We start from the raw sequence: 22,832 nt of genomic DNA on the forward strand, positions 1-22,832 counted from the left end.
TGGCGATGCTGGCCTGGCGTAAGAGCAGCTACAGCGGCAACGACGGCGGCAACTGCATCGAGGTAGCCCCCGGATTCCCCGGCCTCGTCCCCGTCCGTGACTCCAAGGACCCCCACGGCCCGGTCCTTGCCTTCCCGACTGCCGCATGGAAAGCCTTCATCGCCGCGATCCGGGCTGGCGACCTGCCGATCGAGGGCTGACCGGGAGTTCAACGACGCAGGGGGGCGGGGCACCATTCGGTGCCCCGCCCCTGATGCTTAGTAGGGTCGGGGACTGGCGCGGTGGCTGATGCTCCGTTTCCAGTCCCCGCCGCTTCAAACCGTGCATGCAGTTCTCCCGCACACGGCTTTCCGACATCGTTCACCGGCTGGCATGCACCGTCGCCCCGCGCACGTTCCCGGTCAGGCGGTAGACCCCGAGCCGAGTGATCCACCCATAGGTGTAACGGGTGGTCCAGTTCCGGCCCGCGAGTCCGTGTTTCCGGCTGGCGAAGATCGCCAGCCGCTCGTGGACGTAGCCGTCGACCGCGTTGAACTTCCGCCCGGAGTTCCCGTTGCGAAAATACGCGGCCCAACCCCGAAGGACGGGGTTGAGGTCGGCCACCACGGCGGCCACCGGCCGTTCGGTCCGGGACCTGGAGGTCGCCGCACGGACCTTGTCCCGCAGCACCCCTAACGCCCGTGCCGAGGGCCAGCGTTGCAGGTAGAACCTGCCCCGCCACTTCCACGACTCCGCCTTCCGGTGATGGAATCCGAGGAAATCGAAACCCTGCCCGCCCCGGGTGAGGCAGACGATGCCGGACTTCTCCGGATGCAACCGCATCCCGAGCCCGCCCAGCACGACCGCCGCCAGCTCACGCGCCTGCTCAGCGCGCTGCCTGGTCGGCGACAGGACCACGAAGTCGTCGCAATAGCGCACCAACGTCCCCAGCCGCCGGCCGTGCGTCTGCCACACCTCATCGAGAACGTGCAGGGCGATGTTGGCCAGCAACGGAGAAATCGGTGAACCCTGCGGAGTTCCCGCCCCGGTCGGAGAAGTCACCCCGCCCTCCAGCACTCCCATCCGCAGCCACGACCGGATCAGCTTCAGCATCTGACGGTCCGCCACGCGCCTCGCCACCTGAGCGACGAGTGCCTCGTGATCAATCGTCCCGAAGCAGTCCCGGATATCAGCCTCGAACACCCACTCCTGCCGCTGGTTCGCCGCGACGCGCACAGCCTCGCACGCGTCGATCGCCGACCTCTTGGGCCGGAAACCGTAACTCGCGTCGGTGAAATGAGCCTCGAAGACCGGTTCGAGAACCAGCTTCGCAGCCGTCATCACCACCCGGTCCGCCACAGTGGGGATCGACAGCGGCCGCAACTCCCCCGACCGCCCCGGCTTGGGAATCTGGACCCGCCGCAGCACCGACGGACGATACGTATGCGTCCGCAACCGCTCCGACAGGTCCTGGAGGAACGTCTCCACCCCGGCAGCGGCCACCGCGTCGACGGACACGCCGTCCACGCCCGGCGCGCCCCGGTTCGCACACACGCTGGACCACGCCCGCCACAAGACGTCCATGCGGAGGACGTGGCCGTACAGGGCATGGAACCGGCGTTCGGGTTCTTGCTTGGCACAGCGGTAGAGCGTCCACTGCAAGGCTCGGACCTTGTCCAGAGGACGCCGCTCGGCGCGGCCTGTGTCCTCCCGGCGGGCGGACATAGCCGTTTCGGCACTCACCCGGGCCCCTCCTTGTTCGTGTCACGCATCGATGAAGCAGGGGCCCTTCGCTCCCGGCGGGTTGTGTTGTCCCGCCGATCGGCACTACTACGACCCCCTCCGACTGCCTCTCGACAGCCCGCCACTTCCCGGTTCCGCCGGTTATAGGCGAGCCACGCTTCCCGGGCCGCAAATCCCGGGGCCGAGGAGGCCCTCTCCAGTTCCCAGGACAACCCTCCGACCATTCCACGCCCCTTACGCCGGGAGGTTCTTGAGCGCCCGCTCCAGGATCTGGGACGCCTTCCATGGCCTTCGCCCTTCAAGCACAGGCTCGGCTCCTCCTTGGCCCACCCCAGCGGGGCGGGGGTTAAATGACGGCGCTGCAGGCTTCACTTGATGTTGCGGACTGGCCGGTCGCACGCCCCCGAAGGACGCTTGTCACTCCACTTCGACGCCGCCCTCTCGAACGACGCCGGGAGTCAGCTACCGGGGACCCTGGCGTCTCCCCGGACCGGACTCACACCGGCTGGCTGCCCTGAGCTTGACGCCCGGTTACATCCTCTCCACCTCCTCTGAACTGGGACGATGCCCGAGCTGCTGGACGTACGCTTGACGTTTAACCTCTCGCCCGGGCCTACGTGGCGTCTGAGTATGCGAGGTGGCTGCCGCAGGCCCGGCAGCGGAAGAGGTAGGCAGTCGGCTGACCGCTTTTGGTCAGTGCCTTGAGGTACTGCTCGGCCTGTGACAAGGACCAGGGCCCGTGGCCGAGTTCTTCGCGAAGTGATGCCCATGCTTCGGGGTGGTCGGTAAGTTCAGCGGCTCCGACGGTTCCAAGGAAGGCCGCTCCGTCTCCGCAGTGGACCAGCCAGCGCTCCTGCTGCCACCCGCTGAATCCGGGCGTGCGTTGAGTGATCGCGAAGAGTCGGTCCACTGGGATGTCGTCGAGGACGTCAGTGAACAGGGCCTCGAAACGTTCGGCGGCACTGCCGTCCGCGATGCACCAGGGGCAGAGCCGGCCGCTGAGGTTCTCCACCGCGTAGACGGGGCCGGTGTAGATGTAGCCGCGTGCCCGGCTGCAGCAGCTGCACTCCGCGTCGGACTGGATGATGGCGCCGGTGCCAACCGGGTCGGGATGGTACGGAAACACGGGAAGCGGCTCTGTCACGGGCAGCGACGGTATCACCGCTGCTCCGGCTGCTCGGATGAGCCGGTCCGTCGAGGTTTGGTGAATCTCCGGAGGAAGGACTGCCAGCAGCGGTCGACGTCCTCGCCAGTGGCGCCCGTGCGCGACCACCAGAGCCAGACCGGCTTGTTCGCCCGCCGCTGGGCAGCTTCTCGACGGCCAGGCGGATCACGGTGCCCTCGATGATCGGCAGCGGACCGTCGTGGTCGAGCCAGGCGGCCCGGCGGGTCAGCCGTGGGTGGAGGCGGTCCCAAGCCTGCGCGACCGCCGTCCCGTACCGGAGGGTCTCAGTGGTCGTGACCGCCTGCTCGGTGCCCCATCTATTGGGCTGGCCGAAGACGAATTCGCCACCGTGCTTGGGCGGTCGGCCGCCTTGCGGGTTGTAGACCCTGGGCGGCGTCGGACGGCGCATGACTCGGTCCGAGCGGAGCCGACCGAGGATCTGCACTGGCAGCCCGGTCAGCAGGTTGGCAATGCGCGGGGCGTCGTAACCGGAGTCGAGAACGACCAGGATCTCCCGGTCGCCCTCGCGCCACTTGCCAGCGGCGATGAGGCGCACGACCACGTCCCGGAGCTGGGCGGCCGTGACGGCGGCGACGTCGGCGCCAGGTTCCAGCCGCACGCGGCGATGGCCGCTCCTGACATTGCCCCCGAGTCACGCGCTAGACCCACAAGCCGCAGCCTCCCCAACTCGCCCCGTCGTCAGCACATGCTTGTGCCGGCCCAGGCGAATAGAGCATGTCGCTGTAGAGCGCCGACCAGTAGCCGGAGCTCTCCAACCGGTTGCTGTACGCCTGGTGAGCTCCGTCGGCTTGACGCCAGACAAAGACCGTGGCGAAGCCGGAGTAGCCGGTGGACACGATGCGCCCCCAGTTAGTCTGACAGGTCGGCGACCACCACAACTCGACCTTGGCGGCCACAGGCCCGCGGCCATAGTTTTCGTCGAAGTGCGGGACGATCGGGTAACTCTGTACGACAAACGAGCCGTTGAGACAGGCGCCTCCGTCGGCTGCGGCGTCCGCACCGTCACAGTTCGCTGTGCTCGGGCTCGCGGCACACGCCGCAGCCGAGGCCGCGTGGGCCACCGGTGCCCCTGCGCTGAACTGGGCTGTGAGAGCAAGCAATGCACCGCTTCCCGCCAGGATCGTGCGGCGCGCTTGACGCCGCACGGTTGACGGCTCCTGCCGGTCGATCCCTGTGCGCCTGTTTCGGATTCGCATGGACCCTCCCTGGCCTGGTGTTTCCGAGTCGGGCAGGCACGGCATACCGGGAACCGCTACCCCGGCAATGGCCATTGCAACAGTGGGCTGGGGAGCCGCACAAGGGGGCCGCCATTATGACGGATCGTCGACCGTATGCGAGCGACCTGATCCTTGGCGTGATCCGAGCTCTTCGATGGTGGCCGGAGCGAGTCACGTTGGGTGACGGCAGCCAGGAGGAAAGTAGGGAGGGGCCCCGACAGATGACGGGCACGAGCTGCTGCCTGTAGGAGCGGTGGGGTCACTCACTGTGGAACAGACAGATTGAACGGACCCCATAACCTACCCCCGAATCGCCCCTTTTCCCCAGTTCAGAGTACTTATCCGCTCCGGCCCGCTCGGGGTCAGTTCTTCCACACGCCCCAGTAGACGTCGGCGTTGTTGCCGGTGCCGCCGTCACGGGTGGTGCGGAAGGCGCCGAGGTCGGTGCCGGCCTCGTCGTAGCTGTTGGAACCGGCATACGGGTTGGCCCAGTGCAGGACGACGGCCCTGCCGTTGCGCCAGCCCTCCTCGCAGTCGTACGTCCTGAACGTCACCGTGCCCTCGGTGCCGGTCATGAACCCGTTGCTCTCCGACTGGAAGACGGCGCCCCAGCCGTTCCCCACTGTCTGCGGCGGCTCCTGGGCCTGCGTCCAGATGCCGTGGGCCAGGGAGTAGTCGGCCCGGTAGAGCGTGCAGCCGGTCCCGTTGTGCAGGTGGACCGTGGTGCTCCGGGCGGCCTGGGTGGTGGCCGGCGCGGCCTGGGCGGTGCCGGTGGCGATGGTGCCGAGCCCGATGGCGGTCACCGCGGCCAGCGCCGCGACGCGTGCGGAGGTACGCATGGTTTCCCTCGATTCCGTGCGACTTCGATGGGCGGCGCGAGCCGTTTCCCGCGCCGTGGTGAACGATGCGGCCCGTCGGTCTACAAACGATGGACGACACGGTGAGCGATGCATCCCGCACCGTCCGTCAAGTTGTCCATTGTTCGTCAACTATCTTGGCGTACACGCACTCAGGCGTGGCCCCGGGGTGGGGACAGCCCCCGGGGGGGATCGGCCGGTCAGCAGGAGGGCCCCGGGCGGGCCGGGCGCGGAGGATCGGAGCCGTTCACACGACCGCTCCTGACGAAGCGTCAAGAATCGAGGGCCCCGCGATGTCCCACTCCACCACGAGCCTGCCCGCCACCGCGCCGCACGGCACCCGGCTGCCACCCGCCCCGGTCCGTACGGCGTTCGCCCTGTGGGTCACGGCCGTTGCCGCCGGCGCGTTCGAGACCGTCCTGGCCGTCGGCCGGATGCTCGCCGACTCCTCGGGCTCGGCGGGCGGCATCGTCATGGGCCTCGCCGTGCGGCTGGTGGTCTTCACCGCCGCGATCCTGGTCGCCCGGCAGATGCGCCGCGGCCGCGGCTGGGCGCGGATCGCCCTCGCGCTGGGCCTGGGCGTCCTGGGGACGGCGTCGATGGTGGTGCAGCCGATCCGGGCGCTGGCCCAGGGCCGTTCCCTCGCCTGGGAGCTGGCGCAGGCCGGGCCGATGGACCTGGCCTTCGCGGCCAGCCGGGCCGTGCACGTGGGCGCGGTGCTCACCGCGGTCGTGCTGATGTTCCTTCCCGCCGCCAACGCCTACTTCCGGTCGGGGCGTCGCACGACGGGAAGCTGAGTACGGGAGCGGACCGGCTCAGGTGTCGTGGCGGTCGGTCCGGCCCTCGGGAACCACAGGCGCCACCCGCGACTACGGACGGTGACGGCCCGGGGCGCGGCCGTCGGCGGGGGCCGCCGACGGCCGCGCGGTCAGCCGCTCAGCACTGGGGGCGGCGGCGGTGGTTGGCCCCGCGCCTGGCCCGGGCCTTCTTCTTGCGGCGGCGCTTCGACGACATGGCCACTCCTCTCGCAACCGGGGCACCCCCGGTCTTCCACCGTTCCACACCCGGCCCGCTCCGGCCCGTCGAGCGGCCCGGCGAGCGGCCCGGGGGCCCCTCAGGGCGCCGCTCAGACGCGGCTCAGGCGCGGCCCGCCAGGGCGGCGCGCCAGACGGGGCTGTCGACGTAGTGGTTGTCGAAGCGCTCGGAGGAGGCGGCGATCGCCCCCGGCTCGGTCTCGCCGCGCATGACGCTGCCGAGCAGGCGCAGGTAGTCGAAGCGGTCCATGCCCGGGGTGAACAGGAACAGCACATCGGCCTCGGCGCCCTTGGCGGCGGCGAAGGCGTGCGGGGTGTGCGGGGGCACGGCGAGGAAGTCGCCCGCGCCCAGGACGGTGGTCTCCTCGCCGACGAGCACCTCCAGCGAGCCGCTGATCACGAAGAACAGCTCCCAGGCCCGGGTGTGGAAGTGCGAGGGGGCCCCGGCGGCGCCGTCGGCGAACGTGGAGCGGTACACGGTGAAGCCGCCCTGCCCCGGGTCCGTCTCGGCGAGCAGGGTCATGGTGGAGCTCGGGTCGGCGCAGGTCTCGGCCGAGGCGCAGCGGGTCAGGATCGGGGCCTGGGCGGGGGCGGCGGTGGCGGTGGCGGTGGCGGTGTTCGTCGTCGTCGTCATGTGACCAACCTATGGCCCGAAAGACCCATGATCATGTGGCAATCAGCGACCGTTTCCATGGGTCAATTGTGCTCGCCTCGGCCCGGCGTCTCAGTCCGGCAGGTTCCCGTTGCCGCCCATGTTCGCCACCATGCGGCGCAGCACGTTGACGGTGGTCACGAAGTCCTCGGGGTCGATGCCCTCGTGGGCCTGCTCGTGGATGCGCAGGTTGCGTTCGCGGGCGCGCAGGCGGCCGGCCTCGCCGTCCTCGGTCAGGGTGAACGTGCCGTCGGTGTCCTCGGTGAGCCAGCCGCGGGCGATCAGGTCGTCGAAGACGGTGTCGAAGGCGGTCGCCTGGTCGTCGTACGGGGTGAGGCGCTCGATCAGGGTCGTGCGGGTCCAGCCGCCTGCCTGCTGACCATGGCTGCACCGCCCCCGTCCGTTCAGACGCCCAGTGCGTTCCTGAGATCCATGGCCCACATGCCGTCGATGGCCTCCGGGACCGTCCGCCCTTCCCTGAGCATGGCTCTCCGAAGACCGCCGTCCAGCTCCGAACTTCCGTGCTCCACACACGCCTTGTGGAGTCGGACGAGATGCTCGACGGGCGCGAAGGAGGCCACCGCCGTCAGCAGGGCCGACCGCGCCTTGCTCTCCCCGCTGTCCCTGGAGAGGAAGTGGAAGAGGTCGACGGGCTTTCGCAGCCGGGCAAGCGCACGCTCGACGCTGGTGCTGTCGTACACCCGGCGCATCGCCTCGAACTCCTCGACGAGACGCATGACATCCCCGACGGAGTAGCCGAGCACGATCTGTTCGATGAGCCGCTCGGCTGCTTCGTCCTCATCGGCATCGCGCAGATGGACGACCGCCGCGCAGATCCCCGCGAGATCCCCCGGACCGCCGCCCTCCCACACGGCCAGTTCGACGTTCGTGGCGCACGTGAGCTGGTCGAGGGTTTCGACGGCCCTCTCCCGCAGCCTGAGCGCGGCCCCCGCCTGCCGGATCTGGCCTTCGAGCTGGGCGATGCGGTCGAGCGCGGCGTCCCGTTCCTCAGTCAGCATGCGGACTTCCTCACGGCTGCGGGACACCAAGTCCTCCAGGGCCTCCTCCGCATCCTGGCGCCGATCGCGCTCGTCCTGGAGTTCCTGCTTGAGGTCGGCCAACTCCTGGACGGCCCGGGCGCGGTGGCGATAGAGGTCCTCGCGGGCAGTGGCGAGCTCGAACTCGCGGGCCTGCAGCGGACTGCGCACGCGCGCCGCCGCGTACATCACCGCCCGGGTCTCCGCGACCTCCTCCGGTGACGTCTCCACGCCCTCGCACGCGGCCGCCAACCGGTGCAGCCGGACGGCGATCTCCCGGCGGGGCACCTCCCGGCCGTTGAGGAACTTCGACAGCCGGGTCGGGTCGACGCGGATGCCGTCCCCGCTCAGCCGTTCGGCCAGTTCCTCCGAGGAGAGGCCGATCCGCTCGCGCAGCTCCCGCAGGCGCTCCGCACAGCGCCGCTCCGGCTCCGACAGCCGTTCGTCCAGCGGGGCCAGCCCCCGCCGTACGGGCATCTGCTCCCGCGTCACGCACGCCCTCCTCGGTGTTGCACGGCCGGCATGGTGCGTCCGCTCGCCGCAATTCGAGGTTGCGGCCTGACGCAACTGCCGTGCAGGCCATTGTGATGGGGGGCGTACCGAGTTGTCCCGATCCCTGGAGATCCACGTGCCCCGACAGCAGCAACCCCCTCCCCCGTTCCTGGAGTTCCGCGTGGGCGGCCTGCGCCTGACCCTGCAGTCGCGGCCCCGCCGCCTGCTGCTGTTCCTCGGCCCCGCGGTCAGCGCCGTCGCGGGCGTCCTGGCCCTGCGCCGGTAGGGACGGCTCCTACTTCCCCGCCGTCTCCCGCAGGAAGCCCGTGAACGCCTCGACCGCCGGCGGCAGCCGCTGCCCCTTCCGGGTGACCGTGTGGACGTGGCGGACGGGGGTGTCGTCGGGGTGGAGGGGGATGAGGGCGATGTCGGGGCGGGCGGCGCGGGCGGCCAGGGCGGGGATCAGGGTGGGGCCCAACCCGGCGGCGACCAGGCCGAGTTTGGCGGTCCAGGCGGAGACCGCGTACTCGATGCGGGGTTGGAAGCCGCTGCGCAGGCAGGCCGCGAGGAGGGTGGTCTCGGCTTGGCGGCGGGCGGCGATCCAGGGTTCGTCGGCGAGTTCGGCCAGCCGCAGGCGGCGGCGCCCGGCGAGGCGGTGGCCCGGCGGCAGTGCGACCAGTACGGGGTCGTCCAGCAGCGGTTGCAGGTCGAACTGCTCGGCGGCGTAGGCGTCTTGTTCGTAGGAGGCGACCACCGCGAGGTCGATGGCGCCGTCGGAGAGCAGGTCCAGCAGGTGGGCGGAGAGGCCTTCGGTGAGGCTGATCGCGACCTGCGGGTGCGCGGCGCGGAAGGCGGCGAGCGCGCCGGGGACGAGGGCGGCGTTGGCGCTGTCGTAGGCGCCCACCCGCAGGCGGCCGGCGGTGAGTTCGGTGAGCGCGGCCAGGTCGCTGCGGGTGGTGTCGAGGCGTTCGAGCATCGCCTCGGCGTGCGGCAGCAGGGTGCGGCCGTGCTCGGTCAGCCGGACCCCGCGGGCCAGGCGGTCGAACAGCGGGGTGCCCAACTCGGCTTCCAGGGTGGCGATCTGGCGGGAGATCGCGGACTGGGTGTAGCCCAGCCGTTCTCCGGCGGCGGTGAAGGAGCCGAGGTGTGCGACGGTGCGGAAGACGTCCAGCCAAGCCATGTCCATTCCGCATGGCTACCATGCCGGACATTCGTTTGTCGCCTGGCTGGTGGTTGCCTAGCGTGGTGGCCATGAAGAAGATCGCTTTTCTGGGGCTGGGCCGGATGGGCCTGCCGATGGCCCGCCGTCTCGCCGCCGCCGGCCACCCGCTGACCGTCTGGAACCGCTCCCCCGGCCGCGCCGACGCCCTCACCGAGGCCGCCACCGACGGCGCCACCGCCCTCGCCACCGACGGCCTCACCGCCGGGGCCGTCACCGAGGCCGCCACCCCGGCCGAGGCCGTACGGGGGGCCGACGTCGTCGTCACCATGCTGTCCGACCCGGCGGCCGTCGCCGACGTCGCCGCGCAGTTCACGCCCGAGCTGGCGCCGGGCGTGCTGTGGATCGACATGTCCTCGATCGGCCCGCGGGCCGTCGCCGAGCTGCGGGCCGAACTTCCGTACGGCGTGGCCCTGGTGGACGCGCCGGTGATCGGCAGCGTGGGCCCGGCGGCCACCGGCGACCTGGTGGTCTTCGCGGGCGGCGAGGAGGCCGATCTGGACCGGGCGCAGCCCGTCCTGGAGCAGTTGGGGCGGGTGCGGCGCTGCGGCGGTCCGGGGACGGGTGCGGCGCTGAAGGTGGTGGTGATCGGCGCGATCGTCGCCTCGGTGACGGTGGTCGGCGAAGTGCTGGCGGTGGCCGAGGAGTTGGGTGTGCCGCAGGAGCTGGCGCGGGAGGTGCTGTCGGCCGGGCCGCTCGCGGGGGTGGTGGCCCGGGCGTACAGCACGGAGTCGGATTTTCCGGTGCGTCTGGCTGCCAAGGATCTCGCGCTGGCGGGTGGCGGCCCGGTCCTGTCGGCGGCTCGCGAGGTGCTGCTGGCGGACCCGTCGATCGCCGAGGAGGACCTGTCGGCGGTGGTGGGGTCCCTGCGCCGCGGGTAGGAACTCCCCTGCGCTCACGCACGGTTGACGACCGGGCCAGCCGTCAACCCGCCCCTGCCGGCCTCACCCGATCCGGGGTCCGGGCTCGCGGCGGGCCCCCGGCGGGACGTAGCGTCGTCGCGGCAGGCGGTCACGGCCCTGGGGAAGGGTGGCGGGGGTGCGGGGAGGGCGGGTGCCGGCCGTGCTGGCGGCGGCGGTGCTGGTGCTGACGGCGGCGGGCTGCGGAGGCCCCCCTGGCGGGGGCGAGGAAAGCGAGCGGGCGGACGGCCGGCCGCTGGCGCTGGTGTACCGGGGGCCGGCGGCCTGCGAGGGGTGTCCGGAGGCGGCGCGCACGATGCTGGAGCGCGGCGGGTTCGCGGTGCGCTACGTGGGGCCGCGGGAGCGGGTTCGGTTCGGCCCGTCCGCGCTGACGGGCGTGGCGCTGTACGTGCAGCCCGGCGGCAGCAACGGGCAGGAGGTGAGCACCGCGTGGGCCCTGCTGGGGCGTGAGCCCGGCTTCTCCCCGGACCTGGTGCGGGCCTATGTGCGCGGCGGCGGGCGGTACTTGGGGCTGTGCATGGGCGGCTACCTGGCCGGCGACCCGGGGTTCGACCTGCTGCCGGGCGACTCCGGGGAGTACGTCCGCTCCCCGGGTGCGACCGTCACCGACGAGCAGGACGGGCTGGTCGACGTCGCCTGGCGCGGGCGCCCGCAGCGGATGTACTTCCAGGACGGCCCCTTCTTCGACGTCGACGGCCCCGGCACGGAGGTCCTCGCCCGCTACCCCAACGACCGCCCGGCCGTCGTGGTCGCCCCGTACGGCACCGGGCGGGTGGCGGTCAGCGGCCCGCACCCGGAGGCCCCGGCCGACTGGTACCGCGACTACGGCCTGCCCGACGAGTCGCAGGCCGACCTCGCCCTGGGCGAGGACCTGCTGCACACCCTGACGGGCACGCGGACGCCGTGAGCCGCCGCGGAGCCGGTTGCCCGCCTCCAGGCGACGCTGCGCCGGCTGGACAGGGCGTTCGTGGCGTTCTTCCGTCGGGTCAAGTCCGGTGAGACGCCCGGCTATCCGCGCTTTCGTGGGGTGGGCCGGTTCGGCACGGTGGAGTTCCCCGGGGACGGGGATGGCTGTCGCTGGGACTCCCCTGACCTGCCTGCGCCTGCGCCACCACCGGCCCGGGCCCTGACCCGCGCGCCCCGGCCCGGCCCCACGGGGGTGGACCGGACCGGGGCGCAGGGCGCTACCTCGTGCGGGGCTGGTTGAAGCGGAGCATGTTGCCCGCCGGGTCGCGGAAGGCGCAGTCGCGGACGCCGTAGGGCTGGTCCATGGGTTCCTGGAGGACTTCGGCGCCGGCGGCGCGGATGCGTTCGAAGGTGGCGTCGCAGTCGTCGGTGCGGAAGATGACGCCGCGCAGCAGGCCCTTGGCGAGGAGTTCGGCGGCGGCCTGGCGGTCGTCGTCGGAGGCGTGCGGGTCGGCCAGCGGGGGTTCCAGGACGATCTCGACGTCGGGCTGGTCGGGCGAGCCGACGGTGACCCAGCGCATGCCTTCGAATCCGACGTCGTTGCGGACCTCGAAGCCGAGGATGTCGCGGTAGAAGGCGAGGGCCTTGTCGTGGTCGTCGACGGCGATGAAGCACTGCGCGAGTTCGATGCTCATGGCGGTCACGCTACGGGAGGCGGCCCGCCCTTCGCCTCCGGTCGTCGGACCGGGCGGGTGCGGATCTTGGCGATGCAGGCGGGGATCGCGGCGCCGTCCTCGTGGTCGCGGGCCCGGTAGGCGCTGGGGCTCTCGCCGACGAGTTCGGTGAAGCGGGTGCTGAAGGAGCCCAGCGACGTACAGCCGACCGCCATGCAGACGTCGGTGACGCTCAGGTCCCCGCGCCGCAGCAGTGCCTTGGCCCGTTCGATCCGGCGGGTCATGAGGTAGCTGTACGGGGTCTCGCCGTAGGCGGCGCGGAAGCTGCGGGAGAAGTGGCCGGGCGACATCAGCGCGGTGTGGGCGAGCGCGGGCACGTCCAGGGGCTGCGCGTAGTCGCGGTCCATCCGGTCGCGGGCCCGGCGCAGCCGGACGAGGTCGGCGACGGGCACGCGGGTGGGGCGCGTCGGGCGGGTCGCGCGGTTCGGGGCTGGCTCGGGGGTGGACACACCGGCCACCGTACCCACCGCCGGTGACAGGCGGCCTGCCCCGTCCGGCACGGCCCGGACGGGGTCCACGAGTTCCGGGGGGCCGGGCCCGCCGCTGCTGGACGCGGCCGGCCCCCCGGCTGCGGGTCCCACCTGCGGAGATCTAGGGTGCTGGCATGATCCCCACACCGATATCCGGACCCACACCGATATCCGACCCCGATCCGGTATCCGACCCCGATCCGGTATCCGACCCCGGCGAGGCGCTGCGGGTGCTGATGGAGGGCAACGCCCGGTTCGTCGCGAGCAGCCCCGCGCACCCGAACCAGGACGCCGGGCGCCGGGCCGCGCTCGCGCCGGCGCAGCGGCCGTTCGCGGTGCTGTTCGGCTGTTCGGACTCCCGGCTGGCCGCCGAGATCATCTTCGACCAGGGGCTGGGCGACCTGTTCGTGGTGCGCACGGCCGGGCACGTCACCGGTTCGGAGGCGCTGGGCAGCATCGAGTACGGGGTGAGCGTGCTGGGGTGCCCGCTGGTGGTGGTGCTGGGGCACGACTCCTGCGGGGCGGTGGCGGCGGCGCTGGACTCGCTGGAGCGGGGGCGGATGCCGGGCGGCTTCGTGCGTGACGTGGTGGAGCGGGTGACCCCGAGTGTGCTGTCCGCCAGGGCGGCGGGCATCGAGGACCGTGACGCGATCGTGGACGAGCACATCCGCCAGACCGTGGACCTGCTGGTGGAGCGTTCCCAGGCGCTGGCGGCGAAGGTCGCCGAGGGCACGCTGGCCGTGGTGGGCCTGTCCTACCGGCTGCACGACGGCCAGGCCCGTCAGGTCGCCGCCCGGGGGCCGGTGGGCTGACGGGCCGGTGGGCTGACGGGCCGACGGCCTGGGGCGCGGGAGCTACGGCAGCTGCGGGAACTGGATGTCCGATCGCCGCCAGCGCCCCCGTACGGGCGGGGGCAGAGTCGGTGTCCGACAGCGGTTCCCCCGCTCCCCCCTCTCCCGAAGGACGGCAGTCCCGTGCACAAGGTGACCGACCTCAAGGTCCTGTACTTCGGCACCCCGGTGGTGCTGATCGGCTCGCGCAACGAGGACGGCAGCGCCAACCTGGCGCCGATGTCCTCGGCGTGGTGGCTGGGGCAGTCCTGCGTGCTGGGCCTGGGCAACGGCTCGCAGACCGCCGTCAACCTGCGGCGCGAGGGCGAGTGCGTGCTGAACCTGCCCTCCTCGGCGCAGGTGGACGCCGTGGACGCCCTCGCGCTGCTGACCGCCAATCCGCACGTCAGCGACCTGAGGCGCGGGCAGGGCTACCGCCACGAGCGGGGCAAGTTCGCCGCGGCCGGGATGACCGAGCTGGCCGGGGAGCTGGTGCGGGCGCCGCGCGCGGCCGAGTGCCCGGTGCAGCTGGAGTGCCGGCTGGAGGCGGCGACGCCGCTGGCGGGCAACGAGCGCTGCACCGCCTTCGAGGTCACGGTGGTGCGCGCGCACGTCGAGGAGGGCCTGATCGTGCCGGGCAGCGACCACTACGTCGACCCGCTCGGCTGGGACCCGCTGATCATGAAGTTCTGCGAGTTCTTCGGCGGCGGCCGGCGCCTGGCCCCCTCGCGCCTGGCCGAGGGCTGGCGGATGCCCGGCCGGCTGCCCGCCGCCGTCTGACGGGCCGCCGTCCGACGGCCAGGCGCCGAACGGCCGGCCGCCGAACGGCTCACGGTGCGACGCTCGCCCCGCAGGAGTCGCACACCCGGGTCGCCGGCAGCTCCAGGAAGCAGTTCGGACAGATCGCCGGCGGGCGCGGTGCGGCGGCGGCGGCCGTCCTGCGCTCCGCGGCGGTGCCGGCCGTCCTGCGTTCTGCGGCGGTGGAGGCCGTCTTGCGTTCCATGGAGGCCCGCAGGCGCGGGGCGAGGGCGGGGGTGCCGCCGTCGGCGGGCAGGTCGGCGCCGAAGTGCCGGTAGCAGGCGAGGCGGGCGGCGGCGGCGTGCTGCTCGCGGTCCATCTCCTCCAGCACCGGCGGCTGTCCGGCCACCGCCAGCACCTCCTGGTAGCCGGCGCCGACCTTGCCGTCCGCCGCGTGCACCACCAGGGCGGTCAGCGGCGGGTCGCCGCGCCGGTGGGCTTCGAGGACCACCAGGGACAGCACCTTGCCGATCCAGTGCCGCTGGTTGACCCGGGTGCGCACCCCGGAGGCCTCCTGGACCGCCTCGGCGAGGTCCGCGTAGGTGATCACCCCGTGGTAGTGGTGCGCCACCTCGACCAGGGCGGGGTAGGCCGCTCTGGTCCACACGATCTGCGCCTGGGCGGCGCTGACCGCCGAACCGTCCGACACCCGCCAGTAGCTGCGCTGCTGCTCCGTCATCCGCCCCGTCCCTGTCCGCCTCGTCCCGCCGGCCCCCGCCGAGAGCGAGGCTACCGGGCTGCGGGGGCCGGTGGACGGCCGGGGGCTTGCCGGGGTCTTGCCGGGGGCTTGCCGGGAACTTGACTTCAACCGCTGTTGAAGTTGTCGAATGGCATCCGACCGCAGCCGTACGGGCACCACCCGCGGTCGATGCCCCGCCCGTACGGAACCCGTACCCGGGGCCCCCGCCGGGGCGTGACGGACGCCGGCGCTCAGGCGGCAGGCTCGGCGAGGGTGTGGGCGACGAGGGCGTTGGCGTGGCCGTGGCCGAGGCCGTGCTCGGCCTTGAGCCAGGCGACGAGCTCCATGTGCCTGGCGAGGGGGGAGGTGCGGATGAGGTCCTTCCACTCCTGGATCGGGCGGCCGTACTTCTTCTCGGTGACTCCTCCCCCGGCTGAAGCCGGGGGCTTCTCGCTAAGCCGGGTTGGCTTCGCGGCGGACCAGCCCGGCCCGTAGGACGTTGAGAGCACCTACTGTGTCAGCGTGTGCCGTGTGGCCGCAGGACTGACAGTGGAACTTCTCCTGGGTGGGCCGGTTCTGCGCCGAGACGTGCCCGCATTCGGGGCAGGTCCGGGAGGTGTTGCGGGGGTCCACGGCGATCACTTCCCTGCCGGCGCTTTCAGCCTTGCTGGTGAGGATCGCGAGGAACACCCCCCAACCGGCATCCATGATCGAACGGTTGAGTCCGGCCTTCGCCGCTGCACCGTTGGGCAGGAAGCGGCCCGGCGTCCCGGGGTCCGGTTTCGGCGCTACGGCCTTGCTCATGTTGCGGATCTTGAGGTCTTCATGCGCGATGAAGTCGTGCTCACGAACCAGGCCGAGGGCGGTCTTGTGCGCGTGGTCGAGCCGCTGGCGTCGGACCTTGCCATGCAGGCTCGCGACCCTTTCAACCGCCCGCTGGTGGTTGGCGGTTCGCTTGTCCCGGCGCACGCGCGGGAACCGGGAGAGGGCCTGCTGTGCGGATTCGAGTTTCGCGGCGGCAGTGCGGCTGTGACGCGGGTTGGGAACGAATCCGCCGTTGGAATCGGCGAGGAAGTTCGCTATGCCCAGGTCGATGCCGACCACGCTGCCGGTCGGGGGCGGCGGCTTGGGCTGTTCCTGCTCGGCGCTCAGCACGACGAACCACTTGCGGCCCTCGCGCTTGACGGCGACGGTCTTGACCCTGCCGACCACGGCGCGGTGCTGGTTGACCTTGACGTGCCCGACACCTTGGAGCCGGACGCGGGTGACCGGGTCGTGCGGGGTGGAGTCCCACCGGCAGCCGTCCCCGTCCTTGGGGAACTCGACCGTGTCGAACCAGGTCACCCCGCGAAAGCGCGGGTATCCGGGTGTCTCGCCGGACTTGACCCGTCGGAAGAACGCCGCGAATGCCTTGTCGAGACGACGCAGTGTCGCCTGCTGGGAGGAGAACGACCAGCGGCCCTGACGCTCCGGGTCGAAAGCCCGGATGTCCTTGAGCTGCGCGGACTGCATCCCGTACGTGACGCTGGTCCTGGAGACGTGCCGGTATGCATCGCGGCGTTCCTGCAACGCCCCGTTGTACAGGGAGCAGTGATCGCGCAGCATCTCGGTCAAAGCCTGCTGCTGGCCCACGGTGGGCCGCATGAGGAATTTGTATGCACGGATCATCCGGCCCACCCCCTTTCTGTTCTGACGGTTGGTCACACTACACTTGGGGTATGTCACCGCGCTGGGTTACGGACCCCAATATCCGCACCGGTCGCCACGTCGCCTACAATCTGCATGCCCACTTGGTGTTCGTCACGAAGTACCGCAAGGGGATCTTCGACGACGAGATGCTCAAACGCTGCGAGGCGATCATGCGGGACGTGTGCGCCGGCTTCGAAGTGGAGCTGCGCGAATTCAACGGCGAGGCCGATCACGTGCACCTGCTGGTCCACTACCCGCCGAAGCTGGCCCTGTCGAAGCTGATCAACTCGCTCAAGGGCGTCAGCTCCCGCTACCTGCGCGCGGAGTACACCGGGCGCATCAACCGAACCGGTATGGGATCGGCCCTCTGGTCCCGCTCGTACTTCGCGGGCTCCTGCGGCGGAGCGCCGATGGCTGTGATCCGTCAGTACATCGAGGGTCAGAAGCGTCCTGTCTGACCGTCAAAGATCAGCGACGCCCCCGCGCCGCAGTCGCATACACTCCCCGGCTGAAGCCGGGGATACCCTGCGCCACCGGATGGACGGGAAGTAGGCGGCGGGGCCCTTCACGGGGGCGTTCTTCACAGGAGCGGTGGTCATGCGGGTGGTTCCTCTCGAAGCGCATGAGGCGAAGCGGTGCGGTCACAGGTGGAGACCGTGACCGCACCGCCGACTCATCGCCCCACAGGAGTGATCCGCGTCACGCCGCGGTGGAGGCCCGGCGCCTGCTGCGGCCGGCGCGCCGGCCCGCGGGCGGGGTGGGGTCGGCGTTCCACGCGGCGACGGGGTTGCCGAGCCAGCGGGTGGCGCCGGGGACGTTCTCGCCGCGCATGACGAGGGAGGCGGGCCCGACGGTGGTGTCGGCGCCCAGGGTGGAGTTGAGCAGGACGACGGAGTGCGGGCCGGTGGTGGAGCCGGCGCCGAGGTGGACGGGGCCCAGCCGCATGACGCGGTCGTGGAAGAGGTGGGTCTGCAGGACGGTGCCGCGGTTGACGCTGGCGCCGGCTTCGACGGTGACCAGGTCGCTCTCGGGCAGCCAGTGGGTCTCGCACCACACGCCGCGGCCGATGTGGGCGCCGAGGCTGCGCAGCCACACGTTGAGGTAGGGGGTGCCGGTGATGGTGTGGCCGCCGAAGGGCATGGCGAGTTCCTCGACGAAGGTGTCGTAGAGCTCGTTGCGCCACACGAAGGTGGACCACAGGGGGTGTTCGGCGACGCGGAAGCGTCCGACCAGCAGCCATTTGGCGGCGGTGGTGACGGCGCAGGCGACGACGGAGGCGCCGATGAGGACGAGTCCGGCGGCGGCCAGGGCGGTGCCCAGCCCGTAGGCGTCGCGCAGTTCCTGCAGGACGGCGAGGACGAGGTCGCCGAGGAGGGCGGCGAGGATGACGGGCAGCAGGCGGCAGATCTCGACGCCGGCGCGGGCCCACATCAGGCGCCGGGGCGGGTTGTAGGTGCGGGCGTCGGCGCCGGTGTCGGCGACGCGGGGCAGGGCGAAGGCGGGGCGGCCGAGCCAGGAGGAGCCTTCGGGGGCGTGGGTGGGGGCGTCGGACAGGACGCCGACGAGGGAGCCCGCGGGCAGGTGGCGGTCGGGGCCGACGATGCCGGAGTTGCCGACGAAGGAGCGGCGTCCGATGTGGGCGGGGCCCAGGCGCAGCCAGCCGCCGCGCAGTTCGTAGGGGGCGATGAGGGTGTCGTCGGCGAGGAAGGCGCCGTCGTCGACGCGCATGAGGCCGGGCAGGGCGAGGACGGTGGAGGCTTCGACGCGCCGGCCCACGCGGGCGCCGAGCAGGCGCAGCCACACGGGGGTGAAGAGGCTGGCGTAGAAGGGGAAGAGGGTGCGGCGGGCGGTGTCGCTGAGGCGGCTGACGGCCCAGGCGCAGAAGGCGACGCGGCCGCCGGCGGGGTGGTGGCCGGGGCGCAGGGGCAGGGAGAGCAGGCGTACGAGCAGCGCTATGAGCGCGGCGTGGCAGAGCAGGGTGAGGGCGGCGAGGGGGATGGTGGCGGGCAGGAGTTGGAGGAGGGCGCCGGTCAGGGTGCGGTCGGTGTCGATGACCGGGTAGACGATGGCCAGGGCGGGCAGGGCGGAGAGGATCGGGACGAGGCCGAGGAGGGCGAAGCCGGCGCCGTAGGCGAGGTTCCAGGCGCGGGAGGCGGTGGCCGGTTCGGTGGGCCAGTCGGCGGGGGGTTCGGCGGCGGGGCGGGCCGGGGAGCCGTGCCAGTGTTCGCCGGCGGGGACGGTGCCGGTGACGCAGGAGCCGGGGGCGATCTCGGCGTGGGCGCCGATGCGGGCGCCGGGCATGAGGGTGGCGCGGTGGCCGATGCGGGCGCCTTCGCCGATGTCGACGCGGCCGAGGTGGAGGGTGTCGCCGTCGAGCCACCAGCCGGCGATGTCGGCTTCGGGTTCGAGGGAGCTGTGGGCGCCGAGGCGGGCGAGGCCGGTGACGGGGGGCAGGGTGTGCAGTCGTACGCCGGGGCCGACGCGGCAGCCCAGGGCGCGGGCGTAGCGCACGGCCCAGGGGGTGCCGGCGAGGGCGGCGGCGCCGAACATGGCGGTGTAGCGTTCGGCGGCCCACAGGCGCAGGTGGACGTGGCCGCCGCGGGGGTGGCTGCCGGGACGGATGCCGGCGGTGAGGGCGCGGGCGCCGGTGGCGGCGAGCAGGGTGCGGCCGGGGGCGCTGTAGAGGAGGACGAGGCCGGCGGCGACGGGCCACCAGGAGCTGTGCGGGGCCCAGGTGAGGTGGTTGCCGGTGAGGTTGTCGAGGGCGATGAGGGCGAGGATCCAGCGCAGTCCGGAGAGGGTGAACATGCCCAGGAGCAGGAGGGTCTGCCACAGGGCGGCGGTGCGCGGGGTGCGGCGTACGGCCTTGTTGCGGGCCGGGGCGGGGGTGGCGGCGCTCTGTCCGGGTGCCGCGCCGGGGGTGTCGAGGGTGTCGAGGTAGGCGGCGAGGTCGGCGAGGACGGGGTGGGCGTACAGGTCGGCGACGGAGACGCCGCTGTGGCGGGTGCGCAGTTCGGAGACGAGGCGGGCGGCGGTGAGGCTGGAGCCGCCGAGGGCGAAGAAGTCGTCGCCGGGGCCGGGGGCCGTGCCGAGCAGGCGTTCCCAGTGCCCGGCGAGCCGGCCGGCGGTGCCGTCCGGGGTGTGGGCGGCGGGGGCGGTGCCGGTGGTGGCGAGCGGCCAGGGCAGGGCGCCCCGGTCGACCTTGCCGGAGGTGCGGGTGGGCAGCGAGTCGACGAGGGCGAGGACGGGCACCAGCGGGGCGGGCAGGCGGTCCAGGAGCCGGCGGCGGGCGGTGGTGAGGTCGGGGGCGGTGCCGGGCCGGGCGACGAGGTAGCCGACGAGCAGGTCGGCGCCGGCGGGGGTCTTGCGGACGGCGGCGGCTGCGGCCCGCACCCCGGGCAGGGCCTGGAGGGCGGCGTCGATCTCGCCGAGTTCGATGCGGCGGCCGCCGAGTTTGATCTGGTCGTCGGCGCGGCCGAGGAAGACCAGGCCTTCGGGGTCGTTGCGCACGAGGTCGCCGCTGCGGTAGACGCGGGGTGAGGCGAGGGCGGGGTGGGCGCTGAACTTCTCGGCGTCCTTGGCGGGGTCGAGGTAGCGGGCGGTGCCGACGCCGGTGATGAGCAGTTCGCCGGTCTCGTACCAGGGCACGGGGTGGCCGGCCTGGTCGACGACGGCGATCTCCCAGCCGTCCAGGGGGGCGCCGATGCGCACGGGCTCGCCGGGGAGCAGGCGGGCGGCGGTGGCGACGACGGTGGCCTCGGTGGGGCCGTAGGTGTTCCAGAACTCGCGGCCTGCGGTGGCGAGGCGCTCGACGAGTTCGGCGGGGCAGGCTTCGCCGCCGACGATGATCAGGCGCACGGCGTCGAGGCATTCCTGCGGCCACAGGGCGAGCAGGGTGGGGACGGTGGAGATGGCGGTGATGCGGCGGTCCACGAGCCAGGGGCCGAGGTCGGTGCCGGCCTTGACGAGGGAGCGGGGGGCGGGGACGAGGCAGGCGCCGTGGCGCCAGGCCAGCCACATCTCCTCGCAGGAGGCGTCGAAGGCGACGGACAGGCCGGCCAGGACGCGGTCGCCGGGGCCGAGGGGCTGGGTCTGGAGGAAGAGGCGGGCCTCGGCGTCGACGAAGGCGGCGGCGGAGCGGTGGGTGACGGCGACGCCCTTGGGGCGGCCGGTGGTGCCGGAGGTGAAGATGATCCAGGCGTCGTCGGCGGGGGTGGGCCAGGCGGGGCGGCCCGAGGGGCGGGCGGCGGGCCCGGCGGCCAGGCGGGCTCCGGCGCCGATGACGGCGCAGACGGCGGCGTCCTGCCAGATCATCTCGGCGCGCTCGTCGGGGTCGTCGGCGTCCACGGGGACGTAGGCGGCGCCGCAGCGCAGGACGGCGAGGATGGCGATGTAGAGGTCGGCGGTGCCGGAGGGGACGCGGACGCCGACCCGGTCGCCGGTGCCGATGCCGTGGGCGGCGAGGCGTCCGGCGAGGGTGTCGACCTCGTGGAGCAGGGCGCGGTAGCCGAGGACGGTGTCGCCGGTGTCGAGCGCGGGCGCGTCGGGGTGCGCGTCGGCGGTGGCGGCGATGACGTCGAGCAGGCTGCGGGGGTGCGCGGGCTGGGCCACCGGCCAGCCGGCCGCGGGGCCCGGGTGCGGGCGGTGCAGCGTGCCTGGGCCGGCCGTGTCGTGGCGTGCGTCCATGGGGTGGGTTTCCTCGGCTCCGGTGGTACGGGGGGCGCGTACGGGCTGTGACGGCGGGTGGTGTGGTGTCGCCTGGTGGGACGCGCCCACTCACCATGACTCTGCGGGGAGTCCGCTGGATGCAGCGCAGGTGCGGTCAAAGGAAATTCTCATGATCTGCGCCGAATGGGTCCGCCGACGGAATGAATCGAATGTCGTTTCGGGTGTTTTCGATCGATTCCGCTGGTGAAGGGTAATCGCCGGACATCGGAGCGGCATGTCGGGAGGGGCGGGAGTGATGAACACCATGGCGTCCGGCACGGTACCGGTCGTGAGGGGCCTGCTACTGAATCGGGGGGTTTCGGTCGGATCATCACACCGATCGGGGGGCTTGTGGTGAACAGACCGTGGAGCGGGGGCGTCCTCGTCTGGTACGTGGCGTACGGGTCCAACCTGCACGCTGCCCGCCTCGCCTGCTACCTGAGCGGCGGGCGCCCGGACGGCGCGGCGCGCACCCACCCCGGCTGCCGCGACCGGCGCCCGCCGCGCCGGTCGGTGGCGACCGCACTGGCGGGCACGCTGTACTTCGCCGGGCGGTCACCGACCTGGGGCGGCGGCTCGGCCTTCTACGACCCGGCCTGCGAACCGTCGGCGCTCGGTGAAGTCCCGTGCCGCGCCTACCTGTTGACGGCCGGACAGTTCGCCGACATCGCCGCCCAGGAGATGCACCGCTCCCCCGGCACCGACCTCGACCTCACCCGGGTCCTCGCCGACGGCCACGCCGAACTCGGCCCGGGCCGCTACGAGACACTGCTGCACGTCGGCGACCTGGACGGGCACCCCCTGCTCACCTTCACCGCCCCCGACGGCGTAGCCGGCGCCGAACTCGCCGCCCCCTGCGCCCCCTACCTGCGCACCCTGGCCGCCGGGTTGGCCGAGTCCCACGCCTGGGGCCCCTGGCGCACCGCCGGCTACCTCGCCACCCGCCCCGGCGCCGCCGGGCACTGGACGGCGGCGGCGGTGGCGGCCCTGCCGGGGATCACTCCGATGGCGCAGCAGGAGGCAGCGCGCAAAGCCGTCTGACCCCCGCCGGCCCCGCCGCAGCCCTCCCCCGCCGCAGCCCTGCCCCGCCGCAGCGCGGCCGGGGCCGCCCGGCGGGGCGGCCGCTCCCCTGCGGCGGCCGTACCGTCGGGCGGCCCGGTCTGTCCCCCGGCCGCGCGTGCCCGGTCAGTTCAGGAACGGCGCGGGGCCGAAGCGGCCCCAGGCCACGAAGGCGGCCAGCAGGATGTAGAGCGCGTCCACCGCGACCAGCCCGTACTCCCGGCGCCGCAGCCGTACGACGGCGGCGCCCGCCATCAGCAGCACCAGGCCGACGGCCGCCAGCGGGACGAGCACCGGTGCGATGCCGAGCACGGCGGGCAGGACCAGCCCCGCCGCCGCCAGGACCTCCACCGCGCCGATGGCCTTCACCCCGCCCGCGCTTGCGCCCGCAGAAGTAGCGCGCGGCGGCGTGGAGCAGGAAGTCGGCCGGGCCGACTTCCTGCTCCGGGGCACGGGGCACGGATCGCCGGGCCGGACGCTAGCCCGGTCGGGCGCCGGTGTTGCGCCGCCCGAGTCGCCGGGCGCCGCCATCGGCAACCGGCACGCTCCTTCGGGCACGCATCGGATCCGACGCGGGAAGTCACCCCCGCCGACCGAAGCCAAACCCCCCACCCAAGGAAGCCG

Annotated in this window: 23 protein-coding genes and 2 pseudogenes; 10 read left to right on the forward strand and 15 right to left on the reverse strand. The window is 72.7% G+C overall.

The features are described from left to right. The first annotated feature begins 5 nt into the window (after positions 1-5). Positions 6-200 carry a DUF397 domain-containing protein gene (locus tag OP86_RS17355; protein WP_033332236.1) on the forward strand — a complete coding sequence of 65 codons (195 nt, stop codon included), beginning with the start codon at positions 6-8 and terminating at the stop codon, positions 198-200. A 160-nt stretch (positions 201-360) separates the two neighbouring features. Here the strand turns inward: OP86_RS17355 and ltrA are convergent, their stop codons facing one another. From ltrA to OP86_RS17375, 4 genes and pseudogenes are all read right to left on the reverse strand, one after another. Beyond that, positions 361-1,722 carry a group II intron reverse transcriptase/maturase gene (gene ltrA, locus OP86_RS17360; RefSeq protein WP_157849765.1) on the reverse strand — a complete coding sequence of 454 codons (1,362 nt, stop codon included), beginning with the start codon at positions 1,720-1,722 and terminating at the stop codon, positions 361-363. Positions 1,723-2,335: 613 nt separating this feature from the next. After that, positions 2,336-2,866, reverse strand: coding sequence for a CbrC family protein (locus OP86_RS17365; protein ID WP_051830196.1), 531 nt, complete (start codon positions 2,864-2,866; stop codon positions 2,336-2,338). 62 nt (positions 2,867-2,928) lie between these two features. After that, a pseudogene (locus tag OP86_RS34870) lies at positions 2,929-3,506 on the reverse strand (transposase); the annotation flags it as partial. Positions 3,507-4,487: 981 nt separating this feature from the next. Further along, the gene (locus OP86_RS17375; RefSeq protein ID WP_030062057.1) at positions 4,488-4,964 is read right to left on the reverse strand and encodes a hypothetical protein; all 477 of its coding nucleotides are present in this window, start codon (positions 4,962-4,964) and stop codon (positions 4,488-4,490) included. Positions 4,965-5,275: 311 nt separating this feature from the next. Between OP86_RS17375 and OP86_RS17380 the strand changes: the two genes are divergently transcribed. Further along, complete coding sequence (locus OP86_RS17380) at positions 5,276-5,779, forward strand: hypothetical protein (protein ID WP_051830189.1); 504 nt, start codon at positions 5,276-5,278, stop codon at positions 5,777-5,779. A gap of 340 nt (positions 5,780-6,119) precedes the next feature. On the opposite strand, the gene OP86_RS17385 is transcribed toward OP86_RS17380, so the two are convergent. From OP86_RS17385 to OP86_RS17395, 3 genes are all read right to left on the reverse strand, one after another. Further along, positions 6,120-6,650 carry a cupin domain-containing protein gene (locus OP86_RS17385; protein WP_030062055.1) on the reverse strand — a complete coding sequence of 177 codons (531 nt, stop codon included), beginning with the start codon at positions 6,648-6,650 and terminating at the stop codon, positions 6,120-6,122. Positions 6,651-6,740: 90 nt separating this feature from the next. After that, positions 6,741-7,109 carry a hypothetical protein gene (locus tag OP86_RS38140; RefSeq protein WP_033332238.1) on the reverse strand — a complete coding sequence of 123 codons (369 nt, stop codon included), beginning with the start codon at positions 7,107-7,109 and terminating at the stop codon, positions 6,741-6,743. Continuing rightward, positions 7,073-8,197: a helix-turn-helix domain-containing protein gene (locus tag OP86_RS17395; protein WP_030062053.1), complete on the reverse strand. Its 1,125-nt coding sequence runs from the start codon at positions 8,195-8,197 to the stop codon at positions 7,073-7,075. The genes OP86_RS38140 and OP86_RS17395 overlap by 37 nt, the downstream gene beginning before the upstream one ends. A gap of 136 nt (positions 8,198-8,333) precedes the next feature. On the opposite strand from OP86_RS17395, the gene OP86_RS36650 reads away from it, so the two are divergent. Further along, a complete protein-coding gene (locus tag OP86_RS36650) occupies positions 8,334-8,483 on the forward strand; it encodes a hypothetical protein (protein WP_157849767.1) in 150 nt (49 codons plus the stop codon). A 9-nt stretch (positions 8,484-8,492) separates the two neighbouring features. On the opposite strand, the gene OP86_RS17400 is transcribed toward OP86_RS36650, so the two are convergent. Then, on the reverse strand, positions 8,493-9,383 hold the full coding sequence (locus tag OP86_RS17400; protein WP_033332239.1) for a LysR family transcriptional regulator: 891 nt from the start codon (positions 9,381-9,383) through the stop codon (positions 8,493-8,495). A gap of 65 nt (positions 9,384-9,448) precedes the next feature. Between OP86_RS17400 and OP86_RS17405 the strand changes: the two genes are divergently transcribed. From OP86_RS17405 to OP86_RS38145, 3 genes and pseudogenes are all read left to right on the forward strand, one after another. Beyond that, positions 9,449-10,297: an NAD(P)-dependent oxidoreductase gene (locus tag OP86_RS17405; protein ID WP_030062050.1), complete on the forward strand. Its 849-nt coding sequence runs from the start codon at positions 9,449-9,451 to the stop codon at positions 10,295-10,297. Positions 10,298-10,469: 172 nt separating this feature from the next. After that, complete coding sequence (locus OP86_RS17410; RefSeq protein WP_078653590.1) at positions 10,470-11,243, forward strand: BPL-N domain-containing protein; 774 nt, start codon at positions 10,470-10,472, stop codon at positions 11,241-11,243. Between the two features lie 27 nt (positions 11,244-11,270). Beyond that, positions 11,271-11,423 (forward strand): annotated as a pseudogene (locus OP86_RS38145) (RNA-guided endonuclease TnpB family protein); the annotation flags it as partial. A 97-nt stretch (positions 11,424-11,520) separates the two neighbouring features. Here OP86_RS38145 and OP86_RS17415 read toward each other — a convergent pair. Continuing rightward, a complete protein-coding gene (locus OP86_RS17415; RefSeq protein WP_030062048.1) occupies positions 11,521-11,937 on the reverse strand; it encodes a VOC family protein in 417 nt (138 codons plus the stop codon). A gap of 5 nt (positions 11,938-11,942) precedes the next feature. After that, positions 11,943-12,368, reverse strand: coding sequence for a helix-turn-helix transcriptional regulator (locus OP86_RS17420; protein ID WP_030062047.1), 426 nt, complete (start codon positions 12,366-12,368; stop codon positions 11,943-11,945). Between the two features lie 314 nt (positions 12,369-12,682). Between OP86_RS17420 and OP86_RS17425 the strand changes: the two genes are divergently transcribed. Together OP86_RS17425 and OP86_RS17430 are read left to right on the forward strand one after the other, a co-directional pair. After that, positions 12,683-13,258, forward strand: a complete 576-nt coding sequence (locus OP86_RS17425) for a carbonic anhydrase (RefSeq protein ID WP_033332260.1) — start codon at positions 12,683-12,685, stop codon at positions 13,256-13,258. A 162-nt stretch (positions 13,259-13,420) separates the two neighbouring features. Continuing rightward, entirely contained in the window at positions 13,421-14,056 is a 636-nt protein-coding gene (locus OP86_RS17430; protein WP_033332240.1) for a flavin reductase family protein, read from the forward strand. Between the two features lie 49 nt (positions 14,057-14,105). Here the strand turns inward: OP86_RS17430 and OP86_RS17435 are convergent, their stop codons facing one another. The 3 genes from OP86_RS17435 to OP86_RS17445 all read right to left on the reverse strand — a co-directional run bounded on the left by OP86_RS17435 (position 14,106) and on the right by OP86_RS17445 (position 16,421). Continuing rightward, the gene (locus tag OP86_RS17435) at positions 14,106-14,753 is read right to left on the reverse strand and encodes a hypothetical protein (protein ID WP_030062044.1); all 648 of its coding nucleotides are present in this window, start codon (positions 14,751-14,753) and stop codon (positions 14,106-14,108) included. A gap of 251 nt (positions 14,754-15,004) precedes the next feature. After that, complete coding sequence (locus OP86_RS39190; protein ID WP_051830190.1) at positions 15,005-15,262, reverse strand: DUF4287 domain-containing protein; 258 nt, start codon at positions 15,260-15,262, stop codon at positions 15,005-15,007. Further along, complete coding sequence (locus OP86_RS17445) at positions 15,207-16,421, reverse strand: RNA-guided endonuclease InsQ/TnpB family protein (RefSeq protein ID WP_033332241.1); 1,215 nt, start codon at positions 16,419-16,421, stop codon at positions 15,207-15,209. The genes OP86_RS39190 and OP86_RS17445 overlap by 56 nt, the downstream gene beginning before the upstream one ends. A 50-nt stretch (positions 16,422-16,471) precedes the next feature. On the opposite strand from OP86_RS17445, the gene tnpA reads away from it, so the two are divergent. Beyond that, positions 16,472-16,900: an IS200/IS605 family transposase gene (gene tnpA / locus OP86_RS17450; protein WP_078653595.1), complete on the forward strand. Its 429-nt coding sequence runs from the start codon at positions 16,472-16,474 to the stop codon at positions 16,898-16,900. A gap of 241 nt (positions 16,901-17,141) precedes the next feature. Here tnpA and OP86_RS17455 read toward each other — a convergent pair whose 3' ends face one another. After that, complete coding sequence (locus OP86_RS17455) at positions 17,142-21,128, reverse strand: Pls/PosA family non-ribosomal peptide synthetase (RefSeq protein ID WP_078653596.1); 3,987 nt, start codon at positions 21,126-21,128, stop codon at positions 17,142-17,144. 375 nt (positions 21,129-21,503) lie between these two features. Here OP86_RS17455 and OP86_RS17460 point away from each other — a divergent pair, with 375 nt between their 5' ends. Then, positions 21,504-22,190 carry a hypothetical protein gene (locus OP86_RS17460; RefSeq protein ID WP_063832400.1) on the forward strand — a complete coding sequence of 229 codons (687 nt, stop codon included), beginning with the start codon at positions 21,504-21,506 and terminating at the stop codon, positions 22,188-22,190. A 144-nt stretch (positions 22,191-22,334) separates the two neighbouring features. Here OP86_RS17460 and OP86_RS38815 read toward each other — a convergent pair whose 3' ends face one another. Then, a complete protein-coding gene (locus OP86_RS38815) occupies positions 22,335-22,739 on the reverse strand; it encodes a DoxX family protein (RefSeq protein WP_078653597.1) in 405 nt (134 codons plus the stop codon). Positions 22,740-22,832: the final 93 nt, after the last annotated feature.

This window comes from Streptomyces novaecaesareae (assembly GCF_000716875.1).
GTDB classification, from domain to species: domain Bacteria; phylum Actinomycetota; class Actinomycetes; order Streptomycetales; family Streptomycetaceae; genus Kitasatospora; species Kitasatospora novaecaesareae.